This window comes from Mesorhizobium sp. M0292 (genome assembly GCF_040321695.1).
Taxonomy (GTDB): domain Bacteria; phylum Pseudomonadota; class Alphaproteobacteria; order Rhizobiales; family Rhizobiaceae; genus Mesorhizobium.
Genome location: NZ_JAMYSB010000006.1, coordinates 149,073 through 167,997 on the forward strand (window position 1 = coordinate 149,073; position 18,925 = coordinate 167,997).

The following is an 18,925-nucleotide window of genomic DNA, read 5'->3' on the forward strand; positions in this document are numbered from 1 at the left end:
GGTTAAATTCCGGTGAGGTGATGAGGCAGTTCACTCTCGATCAGCGGATCTCTACCCCAGCCGGCCCAGCACCGGAAATGTCTCCAGCAGCCAATAGGACACCGTCTGCACGCCACCGGTGAGGAAGAACACGCCGGCGATAACCAGCAGCGCGCCGATCGCCTTTTCGACGCGGCCGAGATGGACGCGGAACCTGCCCAGGAAGCGCATGAAGGCGCCGGAGAACAGGGCAGCAATCAGGAACGGAATGCCGAGGCCAAGCGAATAGGCGGCAAGCAGAAGAGCGCCCTCGCCCACCGTCTCGCGGCCGCCGGCCAAGGTCAGGATCGGCCCCAGCACCGGGCCGATGCACGGCGTCCAGCCAAAGGCGAAGGCCAGCCCCATGACATAGGCGGCGACCATGCTGGCAGGCTTGCCCTGCGCCTGAAAGCGCGCCTCGCGCGACAGAAGTGGTATGCGCAGGATGCCGAGGAAATTCAGCCCCATCAGGACGATCAGCACCCCGGCCGCCATCGCCAGCGGCTCCTGCCAGACGCGCAGCCAGTGGCCGATGGTCGAGGCGCCGGCGCCAAGCGCCACGAACACGGTGGAGAAACCGAGTACGAAGGCGAGCGAGGAATAGATGAGCGCGCCGCGGGCGCCGGCCTTGGCCGTGACGCCGGCACCGCCACCGCGAAAGTCGTCGACCGACACGCCGGCCATGTAGCAGAGATAGGGCGGCACCAGCGGCAGCACGCAAGGCGACAGGAACGAGATCGCCCCCGCTCCGACCGCGCTGACATAGCCGATGTCCAATGGCATTCCAGAACTCCAGATTCCTTGGCGCCGATATAGCGACGCAAAATCGTGTTCGCCAATCACCATCGTGTGGAATTTGGCTACAGATACGATCCGGCCGGACGAATTGTTGTCGGCCAATCCCAAGTTGACCAAGCCGGGGAAGAAATGTCCCTCGCCGAACGTTCACAGAGCGAAGCCGCGGTTTCTGCGCGCTTCGTCGGATCACCAGGGAGATTTCCATGAAAACGATCACCGTCGGCCTGGCCGCCCTTCTGCTCAGCACCGCCGCATCCTTCGCCGCCGAAGCGTGGAAGGAAGCGGAAGTCGCTGGCACCAAGATCTACACCGATGCCAACGGCATGACGCTCTATACCTATGACAAGGACGAGAAGGGCAAGACCAACTGCTATGACAAATGCGCCACCAACTGGCCGCCGCTGAAGGCCGAGGACGGCGCCAAGGCGGACGACGAATGGACCATCGTCGACCGCACCGACGGCACCAAGATGTGGGCCTATGACGGCAAGCCGGTCTACACCTTCATCAAGGACAAGAAGGCCGGTGACGTCACCGGCGACGGCGTCGGCGAAGTCTGGCACATCGTCAAGGCCGACTGATCGTCCGAACCTCTATCCCGCACCCCATCGGCGGGACTCGGCTGGCCGCCGGCTCCAAGCGACCCGGCGGCCAGTTCGGCATTTACGGGCAGCACGAACTGGTCGCGGCACCTTTCCCGGTGGCTCGAAACACGAACCCTCCCAGACAAAAAATTTTGTGATCTTCTCCATACACTCTAAGAGTGTATTGCGGCACACGCCTCCGCATTTTGGCCGCTTGCCCTTGACCGATCGCAAAAGCGCGGCCATGTGAGCGACCAATTGAATGCGTCACGCAGCGGAATTCTTCTGCCGCCCCCACAGCTGATATGAGACCTCATGGACGTCGTCGTCGTCGAATCGCCGGCCAAGGCAAAGACAATCAACAAGTATCTCGGCAAGAACTTCAAGGTTCTGGCCTCGTTCGGCCATGTCCGCGATCTGCCGGCCAAGGATGGTTCGGTGCGTCCCGACGAGGATTTCGCCATGTCCTGGGCGGTCGACACCGCTTCCGGAAAGCGTCTCACCGACATCGCCAACGCGGTCAAGGATGCCGATGGCCTGATCCTCGCCACCGATCCGGATCGCGAGGGCGAAGCCATTTCCTGGCACGTGCTGGAGGTGCTCAAGCAGAAGCGCGTGTTGAAGGACAAGCCGGTCAGCCGCGTCGTCTTCAATGCCATAACCAAGTCGTCGGTGCTGGAAGCGATGGCCAATCCGCGCCAGATCGATGCACCATTGGTCGATGCCTATCTGGCTCGCCGCGCACTCGATTATCTCGTCGGCTTCACGCTGTCGCCGGTGCTGTGGCGCAAATTGCCGGGCGCCCGTTCGGCCGGCCGCGTCCAGTCGGTGGCGCTGCGCCTGGTCTGCGACCGCGAATCCGAGATCGAGCGCTTCATCCGCGAGGAATACTGGCAGATCGCTGCCCTCCTCGGCACGCCACGTAACGACAGCTTCGAGGCGCGGCTGACCGCGTTCGAGCGCAAGAAGCTGCAGAAGCTCGACATCGCCAGCAAGGCGCAGGCCGACGATATCAAGGGCATGCTCGAAGGCGCGACCTTCAAGGCTCTGTCGGTGGAAGCCAAACCGACAAGGCGCAATCCTGGCCCGCCCTTCACCACTTCGACGCTGCAGCAGGCGGCATCGTCCGGCCTCGGCTTTTCGGCGACGCGCACCATGCAGGTGGCGCAGCGCCTCTATGAAGGTATGGAGATCGGCGGCGAGACTACCGGCCTGATCACCTATATGCGAACCGACGGCGTGCAGATGGCGCCGGAGGCGATCGACGCCGCCCGCGACACCATCGCCAAGGAATTCGGCCCACGATACCTCCCGGAAAAGCCGCGCCAGTACACAGCCAAGGCTAAGAATGCCCAGGAAGCGCACGAGGCGGTCCGCCCGACCGATTTCATGCGCACGCCGGCTTCGGTCAGGCAGTATCTCGATTCCGACCAGCTGCGGCTTTACGAATTGATCTGGAAGCGCGCCATCGCCAGCCAGATGCAGTCGGCCGAGATCGAGCGTACCACGGTCGAAATCGAGGCGGTCAATGGCGCTCGCACCGCGGAGCTTCGCGCCGTCGGTTCCGTCGTTCGCTTCGACGGCTTCATCGCCGCCTACACCGACCAGAAGGACGACGACGCCGAAGACGAGGAAAACCGTCGTCTGCCCGAGATCCGTGCCGGCGAGCAGCTGGCCCGTCAGGCGATCAATGCCACCCAGCACACCACCGAGCCGCCGCCGCGCTACTCCGAGGCGTCGCTGATCAAGAAGCTGGAAGAGCTCGGCATCGGCCGTCCGTCGACCTACACCGCGATCCTGAAGACGTTGGAAGACCGCGACTACGTCACCATCGACAAGCGCCGGCTGGTGCCGCAGGCCAAGGGCCGGCTGCTGTCGGCTTTCCTCGAAAGCTTCTTCGAGCGCTATGTCGAATACGACTTTACGGCCTCACTCGAGGAAAAGCTTGACGAGATTTCCGACGGCAAGCTCGCCTGGAAGGACGTGCTGCGCGACTTCTGGAAAGACTTTTCCGGCGCCGTCGCCGACATCAAGGAACTGCGCGTCACCGACGTGCTCGATGCGCTGAACGAGGAACTGGCGCCGCTGGTGTTCCCCGCGCGGGAGGATGGCTCGAATCCCCGCATCTGCCCAAAATGCGGCTCCGGCAATCTGTCGCTGAAACTCGGCAAGTTCGGCGCCTTCGTCGGCTGCTCCAATTATCCGGAATGTTCCTTTACCCGCCAACTCGGCGATGCCGCCAACCCGAATGGCGAGAATGGCGGCGGCGAGGACGCCACCAAGGTGCTCGGCAACGATCCCTACACAGCAGAGGAAATCACGCTGCGCTCAGGCCGCTTCGGTCCTTATATCCAGCGCGGCGACGGCAAGGAAGCCAAGCGCTCCAGCCTGCCCAAGGGCTGGACGCCCGACTCGATCGACCATGAAAAGGCCTTGGCGCTGCTGTCGCTGCCGCGCGATATCGGCAAGCATCCTGAATCCGGCAAGATGATCTCCGCCGGGCTTGGCCGCTATGGTCCGTTTGTTTTGCATGATGGCACCTATGCCAATGTCGACAGCATAGAGGATGTGTTCTCGATCGGCCTCAACCGCGCTGTCACCGTGATCGCCGAGAAGCAGCTGAAGGGCAAGGGCGGCCGCAATGGCGGCACTGCTGCCGCGCTGAAGGAACTCGGCGACCATCCCGATGGCGGCGGCAAGATCGTCGTGCGCGATGGCAAATACGGGCCCTATGTCAACTACGGCAAGGTCAACGCGACACTGCCCAAGGGCAAGGATCCGCAGTCGGTGACCGTCGAGGACGCGGTGGCGCTGATTGCCGAGAAGGAAGCCAAGGGCGGCGGCGGCAAGAAGCCGTTCCGCAAGGCGGCAGCCGCCAAGGCCCCCGCAGCCAAGACAACCACTGGCAAGACAACCACTGGCAAGAAAACCACAGCCAAGAAATCGGCGACCAAGAAGCCGGCGGCGAAGAAAAAGGGATAGCAGCGTGGCGCGCAGGATCACCGGTAGAAGCCACGGCGATCCGCGCACCGCCGATACCCGCGCCAAGGTCAAGGACGACTATCGCCCGTCGCGTGACGAAATCCTGCGCTACATCGCCGAGAACCCCGACCGCGCGGGAAAACGCGACATCGCCAAGGCGTTTGCCTTGCGCGGCGACGACCGCATTTGGCTGAAGGACATCCTGCGCGACCTGCAGGACGAAGGCATCCTGACCAAGGAGCGCAAACGGCTGGCCCGTGTCGGCGCCTTGTCGCATGTCGCCGTACTCGACATTTTTGGCCGCGATGGCGACGGCATCCTGCTGGCGCATCCTGCCGAGCCCGTAGGCACCGGCGAACCGCCCGTCGTCTCGATCCGCGTCTCGCGCGGCGGCAATGGCCCGCAGCCGGGCATCGGCGACCGTGTGCTGGCCAAGACCTTCCCGACCGACGATGCGACCGGGCCTGCCTATACCGGCCGCGTGATGAAGATTTTCGAGAAGCGCACCGATGCCGTGCTGGGCGTCTTCCGGATCCTGAGGGACGGCACCTTCCGCATCGAGCCGGTCGAACGTCGCCAGCCCGAACTGATCGTCGACAAGGAATTCCAGAACGGCGCCAGGAACGGCGACCTTGTCGAGGTCGAGCCCGCGCGGGCCTCCCGGTATGGTTTGCCGCGCGCAAAAGTGCTGGCGGTGCTGGGCTCGCTGACCAGCGAAAAGGCGGTCTCGATGATCGCCATCCACGCGCACGACATTCCGCATATCTTCCCGGCCGACGTCATCGCCGAATCCGAGGCGGTAAAACCGGCGACGCTTGCTCACCGCGAGGACTGGCGCGACCTGCCGCTGGTGACCATCGACCCGGCCGACGCCAAGGACCATGATGACGCCGTCTTCGCCACGCCCGACCTCGACGAGAAGAACCCCGGCGGCGTGATCGCCACGGTGGCGATCGCCGATGTTGCAGCCTATGTCCGCTATGGCACCGCACTCGATCGCGAGGCGCTGAAACGCGGCAATTCTGTCTATTTCCCCGACCGCGTCGTGCCGATGCTGCCAGAGCGCATCTCCAACGACCTGTGCTCGCTGCGCGAAGGCCAGGACCGTCCCGCGCTTGCCGTGCGCATGATTTTTGCCGCCGATGGCCGCAAGCTGCGTCACACCTTCCACCGCGTCATGATGAAATCGGCGGCAAAGCTCGCCTATCCGCAGGCCCAGGCCGCGATAGACGGCCTTCCTGACGACAAGACCGGCCCGATCCTCGATACGGTGCTGAAGCCGCTGTGGGACGCCTACGCCATCCTGAAGCGCGGCCGCGATGGCCGCCAGCCACTCGAGCTTGATCTGCCCGAGCGCAAGATCCTGCTCAAGCCGGACGGCACCGTCGACCGCGTCGTCGTCCCGGAGCGGCTCGACGCCCACAAGCTGATCGAAGAATTCATGATCCAGGCCAATGTCGCCGCCGCCGAAACGCTGGAAGCGAAGAAGCAGGCGCTGGTCTACCGCGTCCACGATGCGCCGTCGCTGGCCAAGCAGGAATCGCTGCGCGAGTTCCTGCAGACGCTCGGCCTGTCGCTGGCGCGTGGCGCGCAGATGCGGCCCGCCCAGTTCAACGGCATTCTCGAGCGCGTGCGTGGCGCCGACAATGAGGGGCTGGTCAACGAAGTGGTGCTGCGCTCGCAGAGTCAGGCCGAATATTCGCCCAAGAACATCGGCCATTTCGGCCTCAACCTGAAGCGCTACGCGCATTTCACCTCCCCGATCCGCCGCTATGCCGATCTGATCGTGCATCGCGGGCTGATTGCCGCACTTGGGCTCGGCCCCGGCGGGCTGACGCAGGACGAAGAGACGCGGCTGGAAGACGTCGCGGTGCTGATCTCGGGCACCGAGCGCCGCGCCATGGCGGCCGAGCGCGACACCGTCGACCGGCTGATCGCCGCCTACCTCGCCGAGCGCATCGACGACCGCTTCGACGCCCGCATTTCGGGCGTCACCAAATCGGGACTATTTGTCCAATTGCCGCAGTTTGGCGCAGATGGCTTCATCCCGGTGTCAAGTCTGGATGGCGATTACTATATATATGACGAAACCGCGCGATCGCTGTTCGGAGAACGCACCGGCAAGGGCTATCAGCTTGCCGACCGCGTCGAGGTTCGCCTGATCGAGGTGGCGCCTATGGCCGGCGCGATGCGTTTCGAGATGCTGACCGACCCGAAGCCCCTGCCCGGCTCCAAACGGTCGTTTCACAAGGCAAAAGGCCGCGCCCGCGCGTCGCAATCGCGCCCGGGGTCGCGCGGCAGGAGACGATAATGGCAAGCGAAATGGGAATCCAGAAGCAGGTTTTCGGCGGCGAACATCATTCGGGCCGAGTCGCCCGCCCGCTGTGGACGGCGATGAAGCGCGGCGCCCTTGGCCGCTGCCCGCATTGCGGCGAAGGCAGGTTGTTCGCCGGCTTCACCAAAAGTGTCGACAAATGCGCCGTGTGCGGTGAGGAGTTCCACCACCACCGCGCCGACGACCTGCCCGCTTATCTCGTCATCGTCATTGTCGGCCACATCGTTCTCGGCGCCTTCATGGGCGTTGAGGCGACCTCGACGCTCTCCATGTGGCAGCACATCGCCATTTGGGTGCCGCTGACCATCGTGTTGTCGGTCGCTCTGCTGCAACCGGTCAAGGGCGCCGTCATCGGACTGCAATGGGCGCTCTATATGCACGGCTTCGGCGGCGAAAAAGACGGCACCGAGCCGCATCCCGGAACCTAGTTTGCGTCAGGGCAATGTCGCCTGGCGCAACATGCCGACCGTGAAAGGCCACTTTCGTTTGCCAGAAGTTTCCGCTAGGTCCTGCGCATGGAAGGTATGACCAAGGCGGAAGTCAGCAGGATGGACCGTGGCGCAGCCGCCCACAGCGGCCTGCCCATACGCCCGCGCGATGCCGCCACCCTGATCCTGCTCGACCGCGAGGGCGACGAGATTCTGGTGCTGATGGGCCGGCGCCATGCAGGCCACGCCTTCATGCCCGGCAAGTTCGTCTTTCCCGGCGGCCGCACCGATTCGGCCGACAGCCGCATTGCCGTTGCCACCCCATTGCTCCCGGAGGAAGAAGCCAGGCTGACTGCCGGCGTCGGCCGCATCAGCCCGTCGCGGGCCCGTGCCATCGCGCTCTCGGCCATCCGCGAGACTTATGAGGAAGCCGGCCTGCTCATCGGCAGCAAAGGCTCGTTCGCAACCGACAAACGCGACTGGCAGGGCTTTGTCGAGCACGGCGTCCAGCCTTCGCTGGCGCCGCTGCGCTTCATCGCCCGCGCCATCACCCCGCCCAATCGCGTGCGTCGTTTCGACACCCGCTTCTTCAGCGCCTGGCGCAGCGATGTCGCCGTGGAACTGCCGGGTGGCGGCCCGACCAATGAGCTGGAAGAACTGGTCTGGCTGCCGCTTGCCAAGGCCAGAGAGGCCGATATCCCCGACATCACCCGAACGATCTTGCAGGAGCTGGAGACGCGGCTTGCCGACGATCCGCGCCTGCGACCCGGTGGGTCCGTGCCGTTCTACCGGCTTTTCCGCAACCGCTTCGTTCGCGAAATTCTTTAGAGCAATTCCAGGAAAAGTGTGACGCGGTTTTCCGTCCGGAATTACGCAATATCAAACAAACAGAGTATTCAGGCATCACATGACGGTCGATACCCAGCAAGAGGGCGACGAGCGCGTACATTGGCTACCTATGATCGCCGCGATCTCGTCGATCAGCGTCGTGGGCATCGCCATAGGCCTCGGCATGCCGCTGCTCAGCGTTATTCTCGAGAGCCGCGGCCACTCGGCATCGATGATCGGCCTCAACACCGCGGTCGCCGGCCTCGCCTCGATCGCCGGCGCCCCGCTGGCCACGCCGCTGGCGATGCGCTTCGGCGTCGCCTGGACGATGATCGCCATGATCGCCGCCGGCGCGCTCGCCTTTGTCGGCTTCCACTTCGCGCCGGACTTCTGGATGTGGTTCCCACTACGCGTCGTGCTGCACATCGCGCTGACGGTGCTGTTCATCCTGTCGGAATTCTGGATCAGCACCTCGGCGCCGCCGCGCCGGCGCGGCCTGGTGCTCGGCATCTACGCCACAGTGCTGTCGCTCGGCTTCGCCGCCGGGCCATGGATCTTCGCCCATATCGGCAGCACCGGCTTCTTGCCGTTTGGCGTCATCATCGTCCTGGTCGCGCTGGCCGCAATCCCGGTGCTGGCCGCACGGAATGAAAGTCCCACAATCGTGGTTGACGGCGAAACCAGCAACTTCCTGCGCTACATCTGGCTGGTGCCGACAGCGACCGCCGCCGTGCTGGTGTTCGGCGCCGTCGAGACCGGCGGCTTTGCGCTGTTCCCCGTCTATGGCAACCGCATCGGCTATTCCGAGGCGGATGCAGCCCTCCTGCTCACCATGATCGGCCTCGGCAACGTGCTGTTGCAGATCCCTATCGGCATGATCAGCGACCGCGTCTCAGACCGCCGCTATCTGCTTTTGGCCTGTGCCACGGTCGGACTTGCCGGCACCATCTTCATGCCGTTCTTCGCCGGCAATTGGCACCTGATGGCGGCGCTTCTGTTCGTCTGGGGCGGCGTGGTGGCCGCCATGTACACGATCGGCCTTGCCCATCTGGGCTCGCAGCTCTCCGGCCATGAACTGGCCTCGGCCAATGCCGCCTTCGTGCTCTGCTACGGCGTCGGCATGGTGCTTGGCCCGCAGGCGATCGGCATCGGCATGGATGCCTTCGGGCCCTCCGGCTTCGGCTGGTCGCTCGGCCTGTTCTTTGCCGCCTATATCGCCTTGGTCAGCGCCAGGCTGGTCCGCAAGATCTGGTAGCCTGTCCGTCGCCAGCCTGCGGAATCCTGACGGGATGTCGCCGCTGCTGACAGAACCGTGTCAGGAGACCTCAGCTAAAAGGGTGTCCCAAAAAACCCGAGTTTGAGGATACGGCGATGATCGACAGCGGCTTTGAAACCACATCTCTGCGCATGACGCTTCTGCTGCTTGTCAGCTTCCAGGCCCCGGCAGCCGATGTCGACCGCATCATGGACGCCGTGGTCGCGATCGCGCCGCTGGCAATGGGCAAATACGACCGCAACGCCTATCAAACGGCGCACGGCATCGAACGCTACCGACCGCTGGAAGGTGCAGCCGCCGGCGTCGAAACCGAACTGCGCCGCCGCCCCGGCACCGTCGAGGTCTCGTTCGAGTTGCCCGACGACCAGGTGCTCGCCGCCTGCGTCGTCGAGGCGATTTTCCAGGCGCATTCCTACCAGGAGCCGGTGATCCGCATCCAGCCGATCCTCGCCAGCCGCTCCAAGGGCCTGGACGACCGCGCCAATCCGAATCGCTGGTGGAACACCACCGGGGACTGGAAGAAAGCGCTTCCAGTTAAGGAAGAAGCCTAGAAATCCGGCCCCGCTGAGGGGAAGCACCGGCCTTACCTTCTCCGTTGTGAGGTGAGAAGCGGTCCGTAGCGGACGAAAAGCCAATTGCGTGGTTTTTCGAGATTCGAATGCCCTGAGCCTGCGAAGAGTTGGGCGCGGGTGACCAATCCACCCTGCCGAACCAGCGCCGCTTCGCAGCGTCGCGGCATTCGCCGGCCTATAGCCATGCTGTCCGTCTCATCCTCAGCCTCCATCGGGCCGATGATAAAACCGGACAACTCATGTGCTACCTAATCCGGACAACTCATGTGCTTACGACACGGCGGCCGCGCCGGGCTTGACTTTCCGGGCACGTTCTTTATGTGTCGCGCCAAGTTTCCCGCGTCCGGGTGTTTTCCCCCGCTCCAGCGGCCAAAACCCCACGAACATAACGGACTGATACAATGGCCAAAGCCGCAAACATCAAGATCAAGCTTCTGTCGACCGCCGACACCGGTTTCTTCTACGTGACCAGCAAGAACAGCCGTACCAAGACCGACAAGCTGTCGTTCCGCAAATACGACCCGGTCGCCAAGAAGCATGTCGAGTTCAAGGAAACCAAGATCAAGTAATCTGGTTTTCATACGCTCTGTCAAAAGCGCCGCCCCTTCGGGCGGCGTTTTTGATTCAAGGCCCCGAAAAGCCAGAACCCTCCGCTGTTTGGCGCGAAGTGCTCATCTCATTTTTTGGCAAAAAAGGGGGCCGGTCGGCGTATGGCAGCGGTACGAGGAGGCCACTATGTGCCAGCGCCGGCCGGCCGACCCCACGGACCCAGGAGATGCGGCGGACCTGAGCATCATGGGGTATTCGGCGAAGCGATGCGGCTGTCTACCCTCGTGCCCGCATCGCCCTTGTTCTTGCACCGCACATTTGCGCAACAATGTTTGAAAATCAATAGTTTCTTAACCAAGCCTGCCGAATCGCTTGGATTAAGGTAAATTCCTAACCCTGTCCGATTGCCTGGATAATCGGTGGTCTAGCCTACGCTGCCTTGGCGACGACCCGGTTGCGGCCGCCACTTTTGGCTTCGTAGAGCGCCACGTCGGCACGTTTCATCAACGCCGCGACCGTGTCCGCGCCCTTCAGAACCGATGACACGCCGACGCTGACCGTGACTTCGATCGCCTTGCCGTCAGGACCGATGGCAAACGGCAGCTGGGCGATTTCGGCGCGAATGCGCTCGGCAACCTTCTCCGCCACCGTGCCGTCCGTGTCCGGCATCACAACGACGAATTCCTCGCCGCCGAAGCGGCAGGCAAGGTCGATGCCCCTGACGTTCTTGCGCAGCCGCCTTGCGAACTCGCGCAGCACATCGTCGCCGCCATCATGGCCATGCGAGTCATTGACGGTCTTGAAGCGGTCGAGATCGGTGATCATCACCGACAGAGGCCGCCGCCGCGCCACGGCGCGGTCGAACAGCGTCTGCAAATGGCTGTCGAGGTAGCGGCGGTTGTGCAGCCCGGTCAATGCGTCGGTCACCGCCATCTCTATGGTCTGGGTGACGCTGGCGCGCAGCTGGTCATTGTAGCGCTTGCGGCGCACCTGCGTGCGCAGCCGCGCCGTCAGCTCCTGCTGGTCGATCGGCCGCATCAGATAGTCGTTGATGCCGAGTTCGAGGCCTCTGATGATGCGGCCCTCCTCGCCTTCGTCGGCAATCAGGATGATCGGCAGGAAGCGGGTGCGGTCGAGCGAACGCAATTGCGAACACAACCGCAGCGGATCGAAATCGGTAAAACCGGTCGAGATCAGCACGCACTCATAGGGCGCCTCGGCGGCCTGGAAGAAGCCGGCATGCGGATCGGTGGCAATGTCGAGCTCGGCGCTGCCGCGCAGCATGTTCTGGATGCGCTCAACCGACGATTTGCGCTCGTCGATCAACAGCACCTTCGGCGTGGCGTCCTCCGACGCGAAGCTGCGGCTCAACAGCGCCTCGATGCCGATGTTGCGGGTGGTCGATGCGCGCAGCCGCAGCTCGTCGGTCAGCGACTTCAGCCTGACCAGGCTCTTCACCCGCGTCATCAGTTGCAGATCGTTGACCGGCTTGGTGAGAAAGTCGTCGGCGCCTGCCTCGAGGCCGCGCACCCGGTCGGCAACATGGCCCAGCGCGGTCACCATGACCACCGGTATATGCGCGGTCGCCGGATCGCTTTTCAGCCGCTTGCAGACCTCGAACCCGTCCATGCCGGGCATCATCACGTCGAGCAGCACGACATCGACCTTGCCGTTTTCGCAGGCCTCGATCGCGTCCGGCCCGTTGGAGGCCGTCAACACCTCGAAATATTCGGCCAGCAGCCGAACCTCGAGAAGTTTGACATTGGCAGGGATGTCGTCGACGACGAGGATCCGCGCGGTCATGTCACAAGGCTCCGGCTGAAGGCATCAGGCATCACCGAGATAGGATTTGATGGTCTCGATGAAACGCGGCACCGAGATCGGCTTGGAGATGTAGGCCTCGCAACCGCCCTGGCGAATGCGTTCCTCGTCGCCCTTCATGGCGAAGGCGGTGACGGCGATGACCGGAATGGAATGGAGGTCGTCGTCCTCCTTCAGCCATTTCGTCACTTCCAGCCCCGACACTTCGGGCAGCTGGATGTCCATCAGGATCAGGTCGGGCCTGTGCTGGCGCGCCAGATCGAGCGCCTCGAGCCCGTTGCGCGTGCGCACCGTTTCATAACCGCTGGCTTCGATGAGGTCGCGAAAGAGCTTCATATTGAGCTCGTTGTCCTCGACGATCATGACCTTCTTAGGCATCGATTTCCCGTCCCGGCCAGGCTTCTGCCCGAAGCCCTGCCGCTATGCGCCTTTGTCGAAGCACACCAAACCCTCGCTCACTCTTAAGGCAATATGATTGACGAAATGCAAACCCGAAGCGGCAAAAGCCATTCGGATTCCACCTCGAAAACCACATTGGATCGGGGCTGTGGCTTGCCGCAGGCGACGCTTGCGATTACTGCGGAAAAGAGACTCATTTCCGCAACGAGAAAGTAGTGATGGCAAACGCAGCGTCAATGCGCGAGGAAGCGGAAACCATTGCCGTGAAGGCACTGGGCTTCGTCGCCGCCGACCCCGAACTCCTGCCGCGCTTCCTGGCCATCACCGGCATCGAGGCGTCCGCCATCCGCCGCGCCGCGGCCGAACCGGGATTCCTTGCCGGCGTGCTGCAGTTCATCCTCGCCCACGAGCCGACCTTGCTGCGCTTTGCCGAGGAAACCGACACTCCGCCGGCCTCAGTCGGCAAGGCGTTGCGCGCGCTGCCTCTTGGCGGCGACGACCATGAGCATTCGATATGAGCGACGATCCCGAGACGGCACGCCAGATCGCCGAACTTGCAGCCGACGACCGGCCTCTGCTGATCCTCGATGTCGACGATGTCGTGCTCGAATTCATCCGGCCGTTTCCGCATTTCCTGAAATCGCGCGGCTTCGGCCTGACCCTGGCCTCCTTCCGTCTCACCGGCAACATTGCCGAAACGGCGAGCGGCCGGCTGATCGAACAGCCGGAGGTGACGGCACTTCTCGGAGATTTCTTCGATACGCAGGCCGACTGGCAGAGCGTCACCGATGGTGCCGAACAAGCGCTTGCCAGCCTTGGCGACCGCGCCGAGATCGTCCTTTTGACCGCCATGCCGCACCGGCATCGCGCCGCCCGCCGCGCCCATCTCGATGCGCTCGGTCTGCCCTATCCGCTGTTGACCACCGAAATGGCCAAGGGACCGGCGGTGGCGAAACTGCGCGGCAAGAACGGCCGGCCGGTAGCCTTTGTCGACGACCAGCCCGCCAACCTCATCTCGGCACGCAACTCGGTTGCCGACGCCCATCTCTTCCACCTGATGGCCGACAATTCGCTGCGCGCCTTCCTGCCGCCGGTGCCGGACGACATCATCTCCGTCGAGGACTGGCACGAGGCCACGCCAAAGATTGCTAGCGCGCTGGGACTCTGAGTTAGCCGCCCCCGAGGTCAGTGCTCAAGGCTTCGTTGCTGTCCCAGGGATCGCATCCGGATCGGCGTTGTCTTCCACGACCGGATCAGGCCCCTTCAGCATCGCGCCGTTGACCGTCACCGACCCATCATGCCTGGCGTTGATCACCCATTCGATACGGCCGTCCGGCAGCGTCTTGGCGAATCCCTTAATCGCAAGCGCCCCTGTGAAAGCCTGCGAGGCCTCCGGGTCAGATTTAGCCGCCGCCTGCAAGGTTTCAACGATCTTGTCGTAGCCGGTTACGTTGACGGTCACGCTCGCATCCGGCTTCTTGCCGGGGAACGTCATTTCGCCCTCCATGGCGACCTCGATGTCGCCGTTCTTCACCGTGCTGTGCCCGAGAACGAATTTTGGTATCTTGGCCAGGAAATTGGCGGAAATCTCGTCGCCGAAATCTGGCGGCAGCGGTGGATCCTTGCTGAAATCGAGGGTGTCGATGGTTTTCCTGGCCATACTGTCGAGATCGATGTTGGCGCCGCCGAAATTCAGGTCGAGATCCGTCGGCAGCAACGCAACGGTCCAACTGGGCAGCATCTGCTGCGGTATTGTCAGGCCGGAAACCTTGAATGCGTAGCTGATCTTGCCGTCCTTGCTGATGCCGTCCATGCCGACAACGGTGTTCAGCTGCGCCGCGCCGAAATTGCCGGCATATGTTTCAATGGCAAGGTTTTTGAATGCGTAGGTCCCATCGATCCGTTCCCATAGCGGCAGCGCACCGAGCAGAAGCGTTTTGAACTCTGCTTGATCGGCCTTCAGCCGGGCCTCGTCCTCATGGGCGACGGCGAACGCCAAAAGATCCAGAAGCGGCTTGGTCTGAATGGCCTTAGCGGTCACGTTCACAGCGAGCTCCGGTGCCCGGAGCGCTGCGATTGACCGGTCATCGATTTTGACCGTTTCGACGAAGTCCGCCATCGCCTGTGTGAAATTAAGATCGACGCCGCCGTTGGCCGACTTCCTGGCGTCAAATTTGGAAGAGCCCAGCCCCACGCTCAAATCGGTCAATTGACTGACTTGGCGCGACGTCATCGTCATGCCCGCAATCGAACTGGTGCCGCTGGTAAATGCCGCCAGTTCCGGGTCATAGACGCCCGTGAACTTGCCATCCTTGACAACGATTTGCCCGGTGTTCAGGCCATTTGGGCCATTTACCTCGATGGACCCAGTCGTAGAGAAATCCGAGGCGACATCCCAGCCTCCGTCGCTGCGCGGTTTGACCCGCAGCGTGACGGGCGGGAAATCGAACCGCTTCAGATCCTGCTTCGGCATCTTCGCCACAAGCGCCTTCACATCGAAGGTGATCTTGTAGGCACCCTCCTCGGCTGAGATCTTCAAAATGCCTTCATTGAGCGCCTGTTTGCCGACATAGCGAGAGAGCTCATCGGAAAGTTGCTTGGCACCTTGGGCATCGACAGCCTGGCCAAAGGCAGGAGCGCTGAGGGCGAGAAGGAAAGCAAGCGGCAGGACACGGTTCACAAAATTCTCCATTTGACCAAAAAGGAACGCTTCGTTCGTCTGCTATGAAACCAACCTACAGCTTCCACAGGACATCAACAAACGCCGACGGGTAATTGACTACAACACCAGCCGCATCAGCGGCCGTCCGGCCTTGCGTTCGACAAGCCGCTCGAAGCCGGCCTTTTCAAACACACGCGACGAGCCGACGAACAGCCCGATCGAACGCGAATCGCGCGACACGTCGATCGGACACGCCTCGACCAGCCGCGCCTTGTTCTGGCGGGCAAAAGCGATGCCGCCCTCGACCAGGCGGTGGCTGACGCCTCGGCCGCGCGCGCTGGCGCGGATGAAGAAGCAGGAGATGGCCCAGACGCCGGGATCTACGGCGTCGGTTGGATCGACCGGCGCCGAGCCCCGGCCCCGATTGTTCCATTCGGGCACGTCGGCGCGTGGACCGATCTGCATCCAGCCGACCGCCTGGCCGTCCTCGAAGGCCAAAAGCCCCGGCGGCGGCCCGGCCTCGATACGCGCCTTGATATGATCCTTGTTGCGCTGTTTGTCGCTGGCCCGCCGGACCGCCGGCGCCATCCGGAAATGCGTGCACCAGCACCCGTAACAGGCGCCCTGCTTGCCGAAAAGATCCTCGAAATCCGCCCACAGGTCGGGCGCCAGCGGCGCTATGGTCGTGCTCATGAGTTATCTCCCGGCTAACCGCTTGTGGCGGCTTCCGTCCTGACGTACCATCGCATCTGTTCTCTTTATGTTCGCAGCGATGGCGGCCCCTGTCAACAATCCCGAGCACGGTTTTTGCCGCGACTGCCTGACCTTTCAGCGCAGCGATACCAGGCGCTGTGAGCGTTGCGGCAGCCCTCGACTCACCCGCCATCCCGAGCTCTACCAGCTGCATCTGGCGCATATCGATTGCGACGCCTTCTATGCGGCGATCGAAAAGCGCGACAATCCGGCGCTGAAGGACAAGCCGCTGATCATCGGCGGCGGCAAGCGCGGCGTCGTCTCCACCGCCTGCTACATCGCCCGCATCAAGGGGGTGCGCTCGGCAATGCCGATGTTCAAGGCGCTCGAAGCCTGTCCGGAAGCGGTTGTCATCCCGCCCAATATGGAGAAATACGTCCGCGTCGGCCGCGAGGTCCGCGCGCTGATGCAGGCGCTGACGCCGCTGGTCGAGCCACTCTCCATCGACGAGGCGTTTCTCGACCTCGCCGGCACCGAGCGCCTGCACGGCATGCCGCCGGCAGTGGTGCTGGCACGCTTTGCGCTGACCGTCGAAAAGGAAATCGGCATCACCGTTTCGGCCGGCCTTTCCTACTGCAAGTTCCTGGCCAAGGTTGCCTCCGATTTCCGCAAGCCGCGCGGCTTTTCGGTGATCGGCGAAGCCGAGGCGCTGGGTTTCCTGGCCGAACAGCCGGTGACGTTGATCTGGGGCGTCGGCAAGGCTTTTGCCGCAACGCTCGAACGCGACGGCATCCGCAGCATCGCCCAGTTGCATGGCATGGAGCGCGCCGATCTTATGCGCCGCTATGGCGTGATGGGCACCCGGCTCTACCATCTCTCGCGCGGCCAGGACGACCGCCGTGTCGATCCCGACCAGGATGCGAAAAGTGTGTCGGCCGAAACCACTTTCGACACCGACATAGCTGAAATGGGCGAACTGGTTCCAGTGCTGAGGGGATTGTCGGAAAAGGTCTCGGCGCGGCTGAAGAAGTCAGGCATTGCCGGGCGCACCGTGGTGCTGAAGCTGAAGACGCAGGATTTCAAGCTGCGCACCCGCAACCGCCAGCTCGGCGACCCGACAAGGCTGGCCGACCGTATTTTCCAGACCGGGCTCGACCTGTTGCGCAAGGAGGCGGACGGGACAAAGTACCGACTGCTCGGCATCGGTGTCAGCGATCTCTCGGATGACGAGAAGGCCGATCCGCCCGATCTCGTCGACGTCGGCTCGCGCAAGCGCGCCATGGCCGAAAGCGCCATCGATACGCTGCGCGACAAGTTCGGCAAGAAGGCGGTGGAAACCGGCTACACCTTCGGTAAAGGCCGCAACGCCAACCCGCCGGAGCCGATCGAGGAGTGAGACGGCTTAGATACGCTTGAGATCGATGCGGCTCGTCACCACGTTGTTGCCGGTTTTCGGATCGACGTCGGTAACGGTCAACCGCATTCCGTCGCCGCTGGTTTTCTCGACCGTCAACCGCGCCTTGCGATCGCCATTGACCTCCGCCGCCCAGCGAATGCCGAGACTGATCGCGGTCCCGGAACGGCTGCCGGCGAGCTGCGCGGGCCCGGTGCGCGATCCGACATAGACGCCGGTGTATTTCGCCCCGCTGGCTTTCAGATCCGCGCTGATCGCGCGCGTCACTACGATCAGACCGCGGCAGTTGCCGTCAAGCGACAATGATGTCGACGTCGCGTCGGAATTGAAAGTACAGGAGACGTTCACCGTCGGCGCGTCGGTGGTGACCTGGACTGTCCCTTTGCCGGAGAAACTGCCTTGTAGCGAGCTGAGAAAATCCGCCTCGTCGGCACGGGCCGCGCCGCTCGCAGTTAGCAGGCAGCCGGCTAGCAGAAACCGCGCGAATGATTTCATCGGAATCTCTCCCCCGTTGATGTTGAACGAACAATGCGTCCAGGAATTGGCCTACCGGGAAGCAACGCCTGCCGTCGCGTCAGGTTCCACTTCCAGCATGGCTGTTTTGCAACGGGTCTGGCCCAGTCGAATGCGTCGCCTAGCGGTTGCGATGGAAGCCCCGGCTTGCGACATAGCGCCTATGGCACCTTCCCCATCGATCCCCAAAGCCGCGTTCTGGATGGCGCTGTCGATCGCCTCGTTCCTGGCGATGTCGGTCGCCGGCCGCGCAACCACCGCGGAGCTCAACGTGTTCCAGGTGCTGGAACTGCGCTCGGTGATCGGCTTTTTCATCCTGCTGCCGCTGGTGATTGTGAGCGGCGGCTTTGCGGCGATGCGCACGCAGCGCCCCGTCGCCCATCTCGCCCGCAATGTCATCCACTATACCGGCCAGGCGGCATGGCTTTACGCATTGACACTGATCCCGCTGGCCGTGCTGATTTCGATCGAATTCACGACGCCGATCTGGACGGCCCTGCTGGCGGTGGCCTTCCTCGGCGAAAGGCTCTCCCGACCCAAGCTGGCGGCGATCGCGCTGGGGCTGATCGGCGTGGTGATCATCGTGCGGCCCGGCGTTGGCGCCGTCGATCCGGGGCACCTGATCGTGCTCGGCGCCGCTGTCTGCTTCGGCATTTCGGTGGTCATGGTCAAGTCGCTGACACGCACCGACAGCGTCGTGCGCATCATCTTCTGGATGCTGATCATCCAGTCGGTAGTCGGCTTGATCCCGGCGCTCTACGAATGGCGCAACCCGCCACTGGAACTCTGGCCGTGGATCGTCCTGATCGCCTTCACCGGCATGTCTTCGCATTTCTGCATGGCCCGCGCACTCGCCTATGCCGACGCGACCGTCATCTCGCCGATGGACTTCTTGCGCGTGCCTTTATCGGCGCTGATCGGCTGGCTGCTCTATAGCGAGCAGATCGACGCCTTCACCGCCGGCGGCGCCCTGCTGATCCTGCTGGGCAACCTGCTCAACCTGCAGCGCAAGGCGCCGCAACCAGCGGAAGTGGCTACGTCATAGCACCGCCG

The 18,925-nt window shown here is 63.2% G+C and carries 18 protein-coding genes; 12 read left to right on the forward strand and 6 right to left on the reverse strand.

Going from position 1 to position 18,925, the window contains the following annotated elements; genetic code table 11:
- Window positions 1-51 precede the first annotated feature (51 nt).
- Window positions 52-801: a cytochrome c biogenesis CcdA family protein gene (locus tag NKI96_RS11875; protein ID WP_352804528.1), complete on the reverse strand. Its 750-nt coding sequence runs from the start codon at window positions 799-801 to the stop codon at window positions 52-54.
- Between the two features lie 218 nt (window positions 802-1,019).
- On the opposite strand from NKI96_RS11875, the gene NKI96_RS11880 reads away from it, so the two are divergent.
- The 8 genes from NKI96_RS11880 to rpmG all read left to right on the forward strand — a co-directional run bounded on the left by NKI96_RS11880 (window position 1,020) and on the right by rpmG (window position 10,390).
- Window positions 1,020-1,397 carry a COG4315 family predicted lipoprotein gene (locus NKI96_RS11880; protein ID WP_023748538.1) on the forward strand — a complete coding sequence of 126 codons (378 nt, stop codon included), beginning with the start codon at window positions 1,020-1,022 and terminating at the stop codon, window positions 1,395-1,397.
- 318 nt (window positions 1,398-1,715) lie between these two features.
- Entirely contained in the window at window positions 1,716-4,382 is a 2,667-nt protein-coding gene (gene topA, locus NKI96_RS11885; protein WP_023704548.1) for a type I DNA topoisomerase, read from the forward strand.
- 4 nt (window positions 4,383-4,386) lie between these two features.
- Entirely contained in the window at window positions 4,387-6,693 is a 2,307-nt protein-coding gene (gene rnr, locus NKI96_RS11890; protein ID WP_352499643.1) for a ribonuclease R, read from the forward strand.
- The gene (locus NKI96_RS11895; RefSeq protein ID WP_031194788.1) at window positions 6,693-7,145 is read left to right on the forward strand and encodes a DUF983 domain-containing protein; all 453 of its coding nucleotides are present in this window, start codon (window positions 6,693-6,695) and stop codon (window positions 7,143-7,145) included. Before rnr ends, NKI96_RS11895 begins: the two co-directional genes overlap by 1 nt.
- 87 nt (window positions 7,146-7,232) lie before the next feature.
- On the forward strand, window positions 7,233-7,973 hold the full coding sequence (locus NKI96_RS11900) for an NUDIX hydrolase (RefSeq protein WP_023741455.1): 741 nt from the start codon (window positions 7,233-7,235) through the stop codon (window positions 7,971-7,973).
- A gap of 79 nt (window positions 7,974-8,052) precedes the next feature.
- Window positions 8,053-9,228 carry an MFS transporter gene (locus NKI96_RS11905; protein ID WP_023681570.1) on the forward strand — a complete coding sequence of 392 codons (1,176 nt, stop codon included), beginning with the start codon at window positions 8,053-8,055 and terminating at the stop codon, window positions 9,226-9,228.
- Window positions 9,229-9,344: 116 nt separating this feature from the next.
- Window positions 9,345-9,800: a YqfO family protein gene (locus tag NKI96_RS11910; protein ID WP_023741456.1), complete on the forward strand. Its 456-nt coding sequence runs from the start codon at window positions 9,345-9,347 to the stop codon at window positions 9,798-9,800.
- A 422-nt stretch (window positions 9,801-10,222) separates the two neighbouring features.
- Window positions 10,223-10,390, forward strand: a complete 168-nt coding sequence (gene rpmG, locus NKI96_RS11915) for a 50S ribosomal protein L33 (RefSeq protein WP_006201775.1) — start codon at window positions 10,223-10,225, stop codon at window positions 10,388-10,390.
- A gap of 409 nt (window positions 10,391-10,799) precedes the next feature.
- Here the strand turns inward: rpmG and NKI96_RS11920 are convergent, their stop codons facing one another.
- Together NKI96_RS11920 and NKI96_RS11925 are read right to left on the reverse strand one after the other, a co-directional pair.
- A complete protein-coding gene (locus tag NKI96_RS11920; RefSeq protein ID WP_352804531.1) occupies window positions 10,800-12,173 on the reverse strand; it encodes a PleD family two-component system response regulator in 1,374 nt (457 codons plus the stop codon).
- Window positions 12,174-12,197: 24 nt separating this feature from the next.
- On the reverse strand, window positions 12,198-12,569 hold the full coding sequence (locus NKI96_RS11925) for a response regulator (RefSeq protein WP_023667574.1): 372 nt from the start codon (window positions 12,567-12,569) through the stop codon (window positions 12,198-12,200).
- A 239-nt stretch (window positions 12,570-12,808) separates the two neighbouring features.
- On the opposite strand from NKI96_RS11925, the gene NKI96_RS11930 reads away from it, so the two are divergent.
- Together NKI96_RS11930 and NKI96_RS11935 are read left to right on the forward strand one after the other, a co-directional pair.
- A complete protein-coding gene (locus tag NKI96_RS11930; RefSeq protein WP_023688310.1) occupies window positions 12,809-13,108 on the forward strand; it encodes a DUF3572 domain-containing protein in 300 nt (99 codons plus the stop codon).
- Window positions 13,105-13,758 carry a hypothetical protein gene (locus NKI96_RS11935; protein WP_352804534.1) on the forward strand — a complete coding sequence of 218 codons (654 nt, stop codon included), beginning with the start codon at window positions 13,105-13,107 and terminating at the stop codon, window positions 13,756-13,758. Before NKI96_RS11930 ends, NKI96_RS11935 begins: the two co-directional genes overlap by 4 nt.
- Before the next feature lie 24 nt (window positions 13,759-13,782).
- Here NKI96_RS11935 and NKI96_RS11940 read toward each other — a convergent pair whose 3' ends face one another.
- Window positions 13,783-15,270, reverse strand: a complete 1,488-nt coding sequence (locus NKI96_RS11940; protein ID WP_023805307.1) for a hypothetical protein — start codon at window positions 15,268-15,270, stop codon at window positions 13,783-13,785.
- A 99-nt stretch (window positions 15,271-15,369) separates the two neighbouring features.
- Complete coding sequence (locus tag NKI96_RS11945; RefSeq protein WP_023681576.1) at window positions 15,370-15,945, reverse strand: GNAT family N-acetyltransferase; 576 nt, start codon at window positions 15,943-15,945, stop codon at window positions 15,370-15,372.
- Window positions 15,946-16,012: 67 nt separating this feature from the next.
- Between NKI96_RS11945 and NKI96_RS11950 the strand changes: the two genes are divergently transcribed.
- The gene (locus NKI96_RS11950) at window positions 16,013-17,341 is read left to right on the forward strand and encodes a DNA polymerase IV (RefSeq protein WP_352804538.1); all 1,329 of its coding nucleotides are present in this window, start codon (window positions 16,013-16,015) and stop codon (window positions 17,339-17,341) included.
- 6 nt (window positions 17,342-17,347) lie between these two features.
- Here the strand turns inward: NKI96_RS11950 and NKI96_RS11955 are convergent, their stop codons facing one another.
- A complete protein-coding gene (locus NKI96_RS11955) occupies window positions 17,348-17,854 on the reverse strand; it encodes a hypothetical protein (RefSeq protein ID WP_352804541.1) in 507 nt (168 codons plus the stop codon).
- A gap of 181 nt (window positions 17,855-18,035) precedes the next feature.
- Here NKI96_RS11955 and NKI96_RS11960 point away from each other — a divergent pair, with 181 nt between their 5' ends.
- On the forward strand, window positions 18,036-18,917 hold the full coding sequence (locus tag NKI96_RS11960; protein WP_023704543.1) for a DMT family transporter: 882 nt from the start codon (window positions 18,036-18,038) through the stop codon (window positions 18,915-18,917).
- Window positions 18,918-18,925 lie beyond the last annotated feature (8 nt).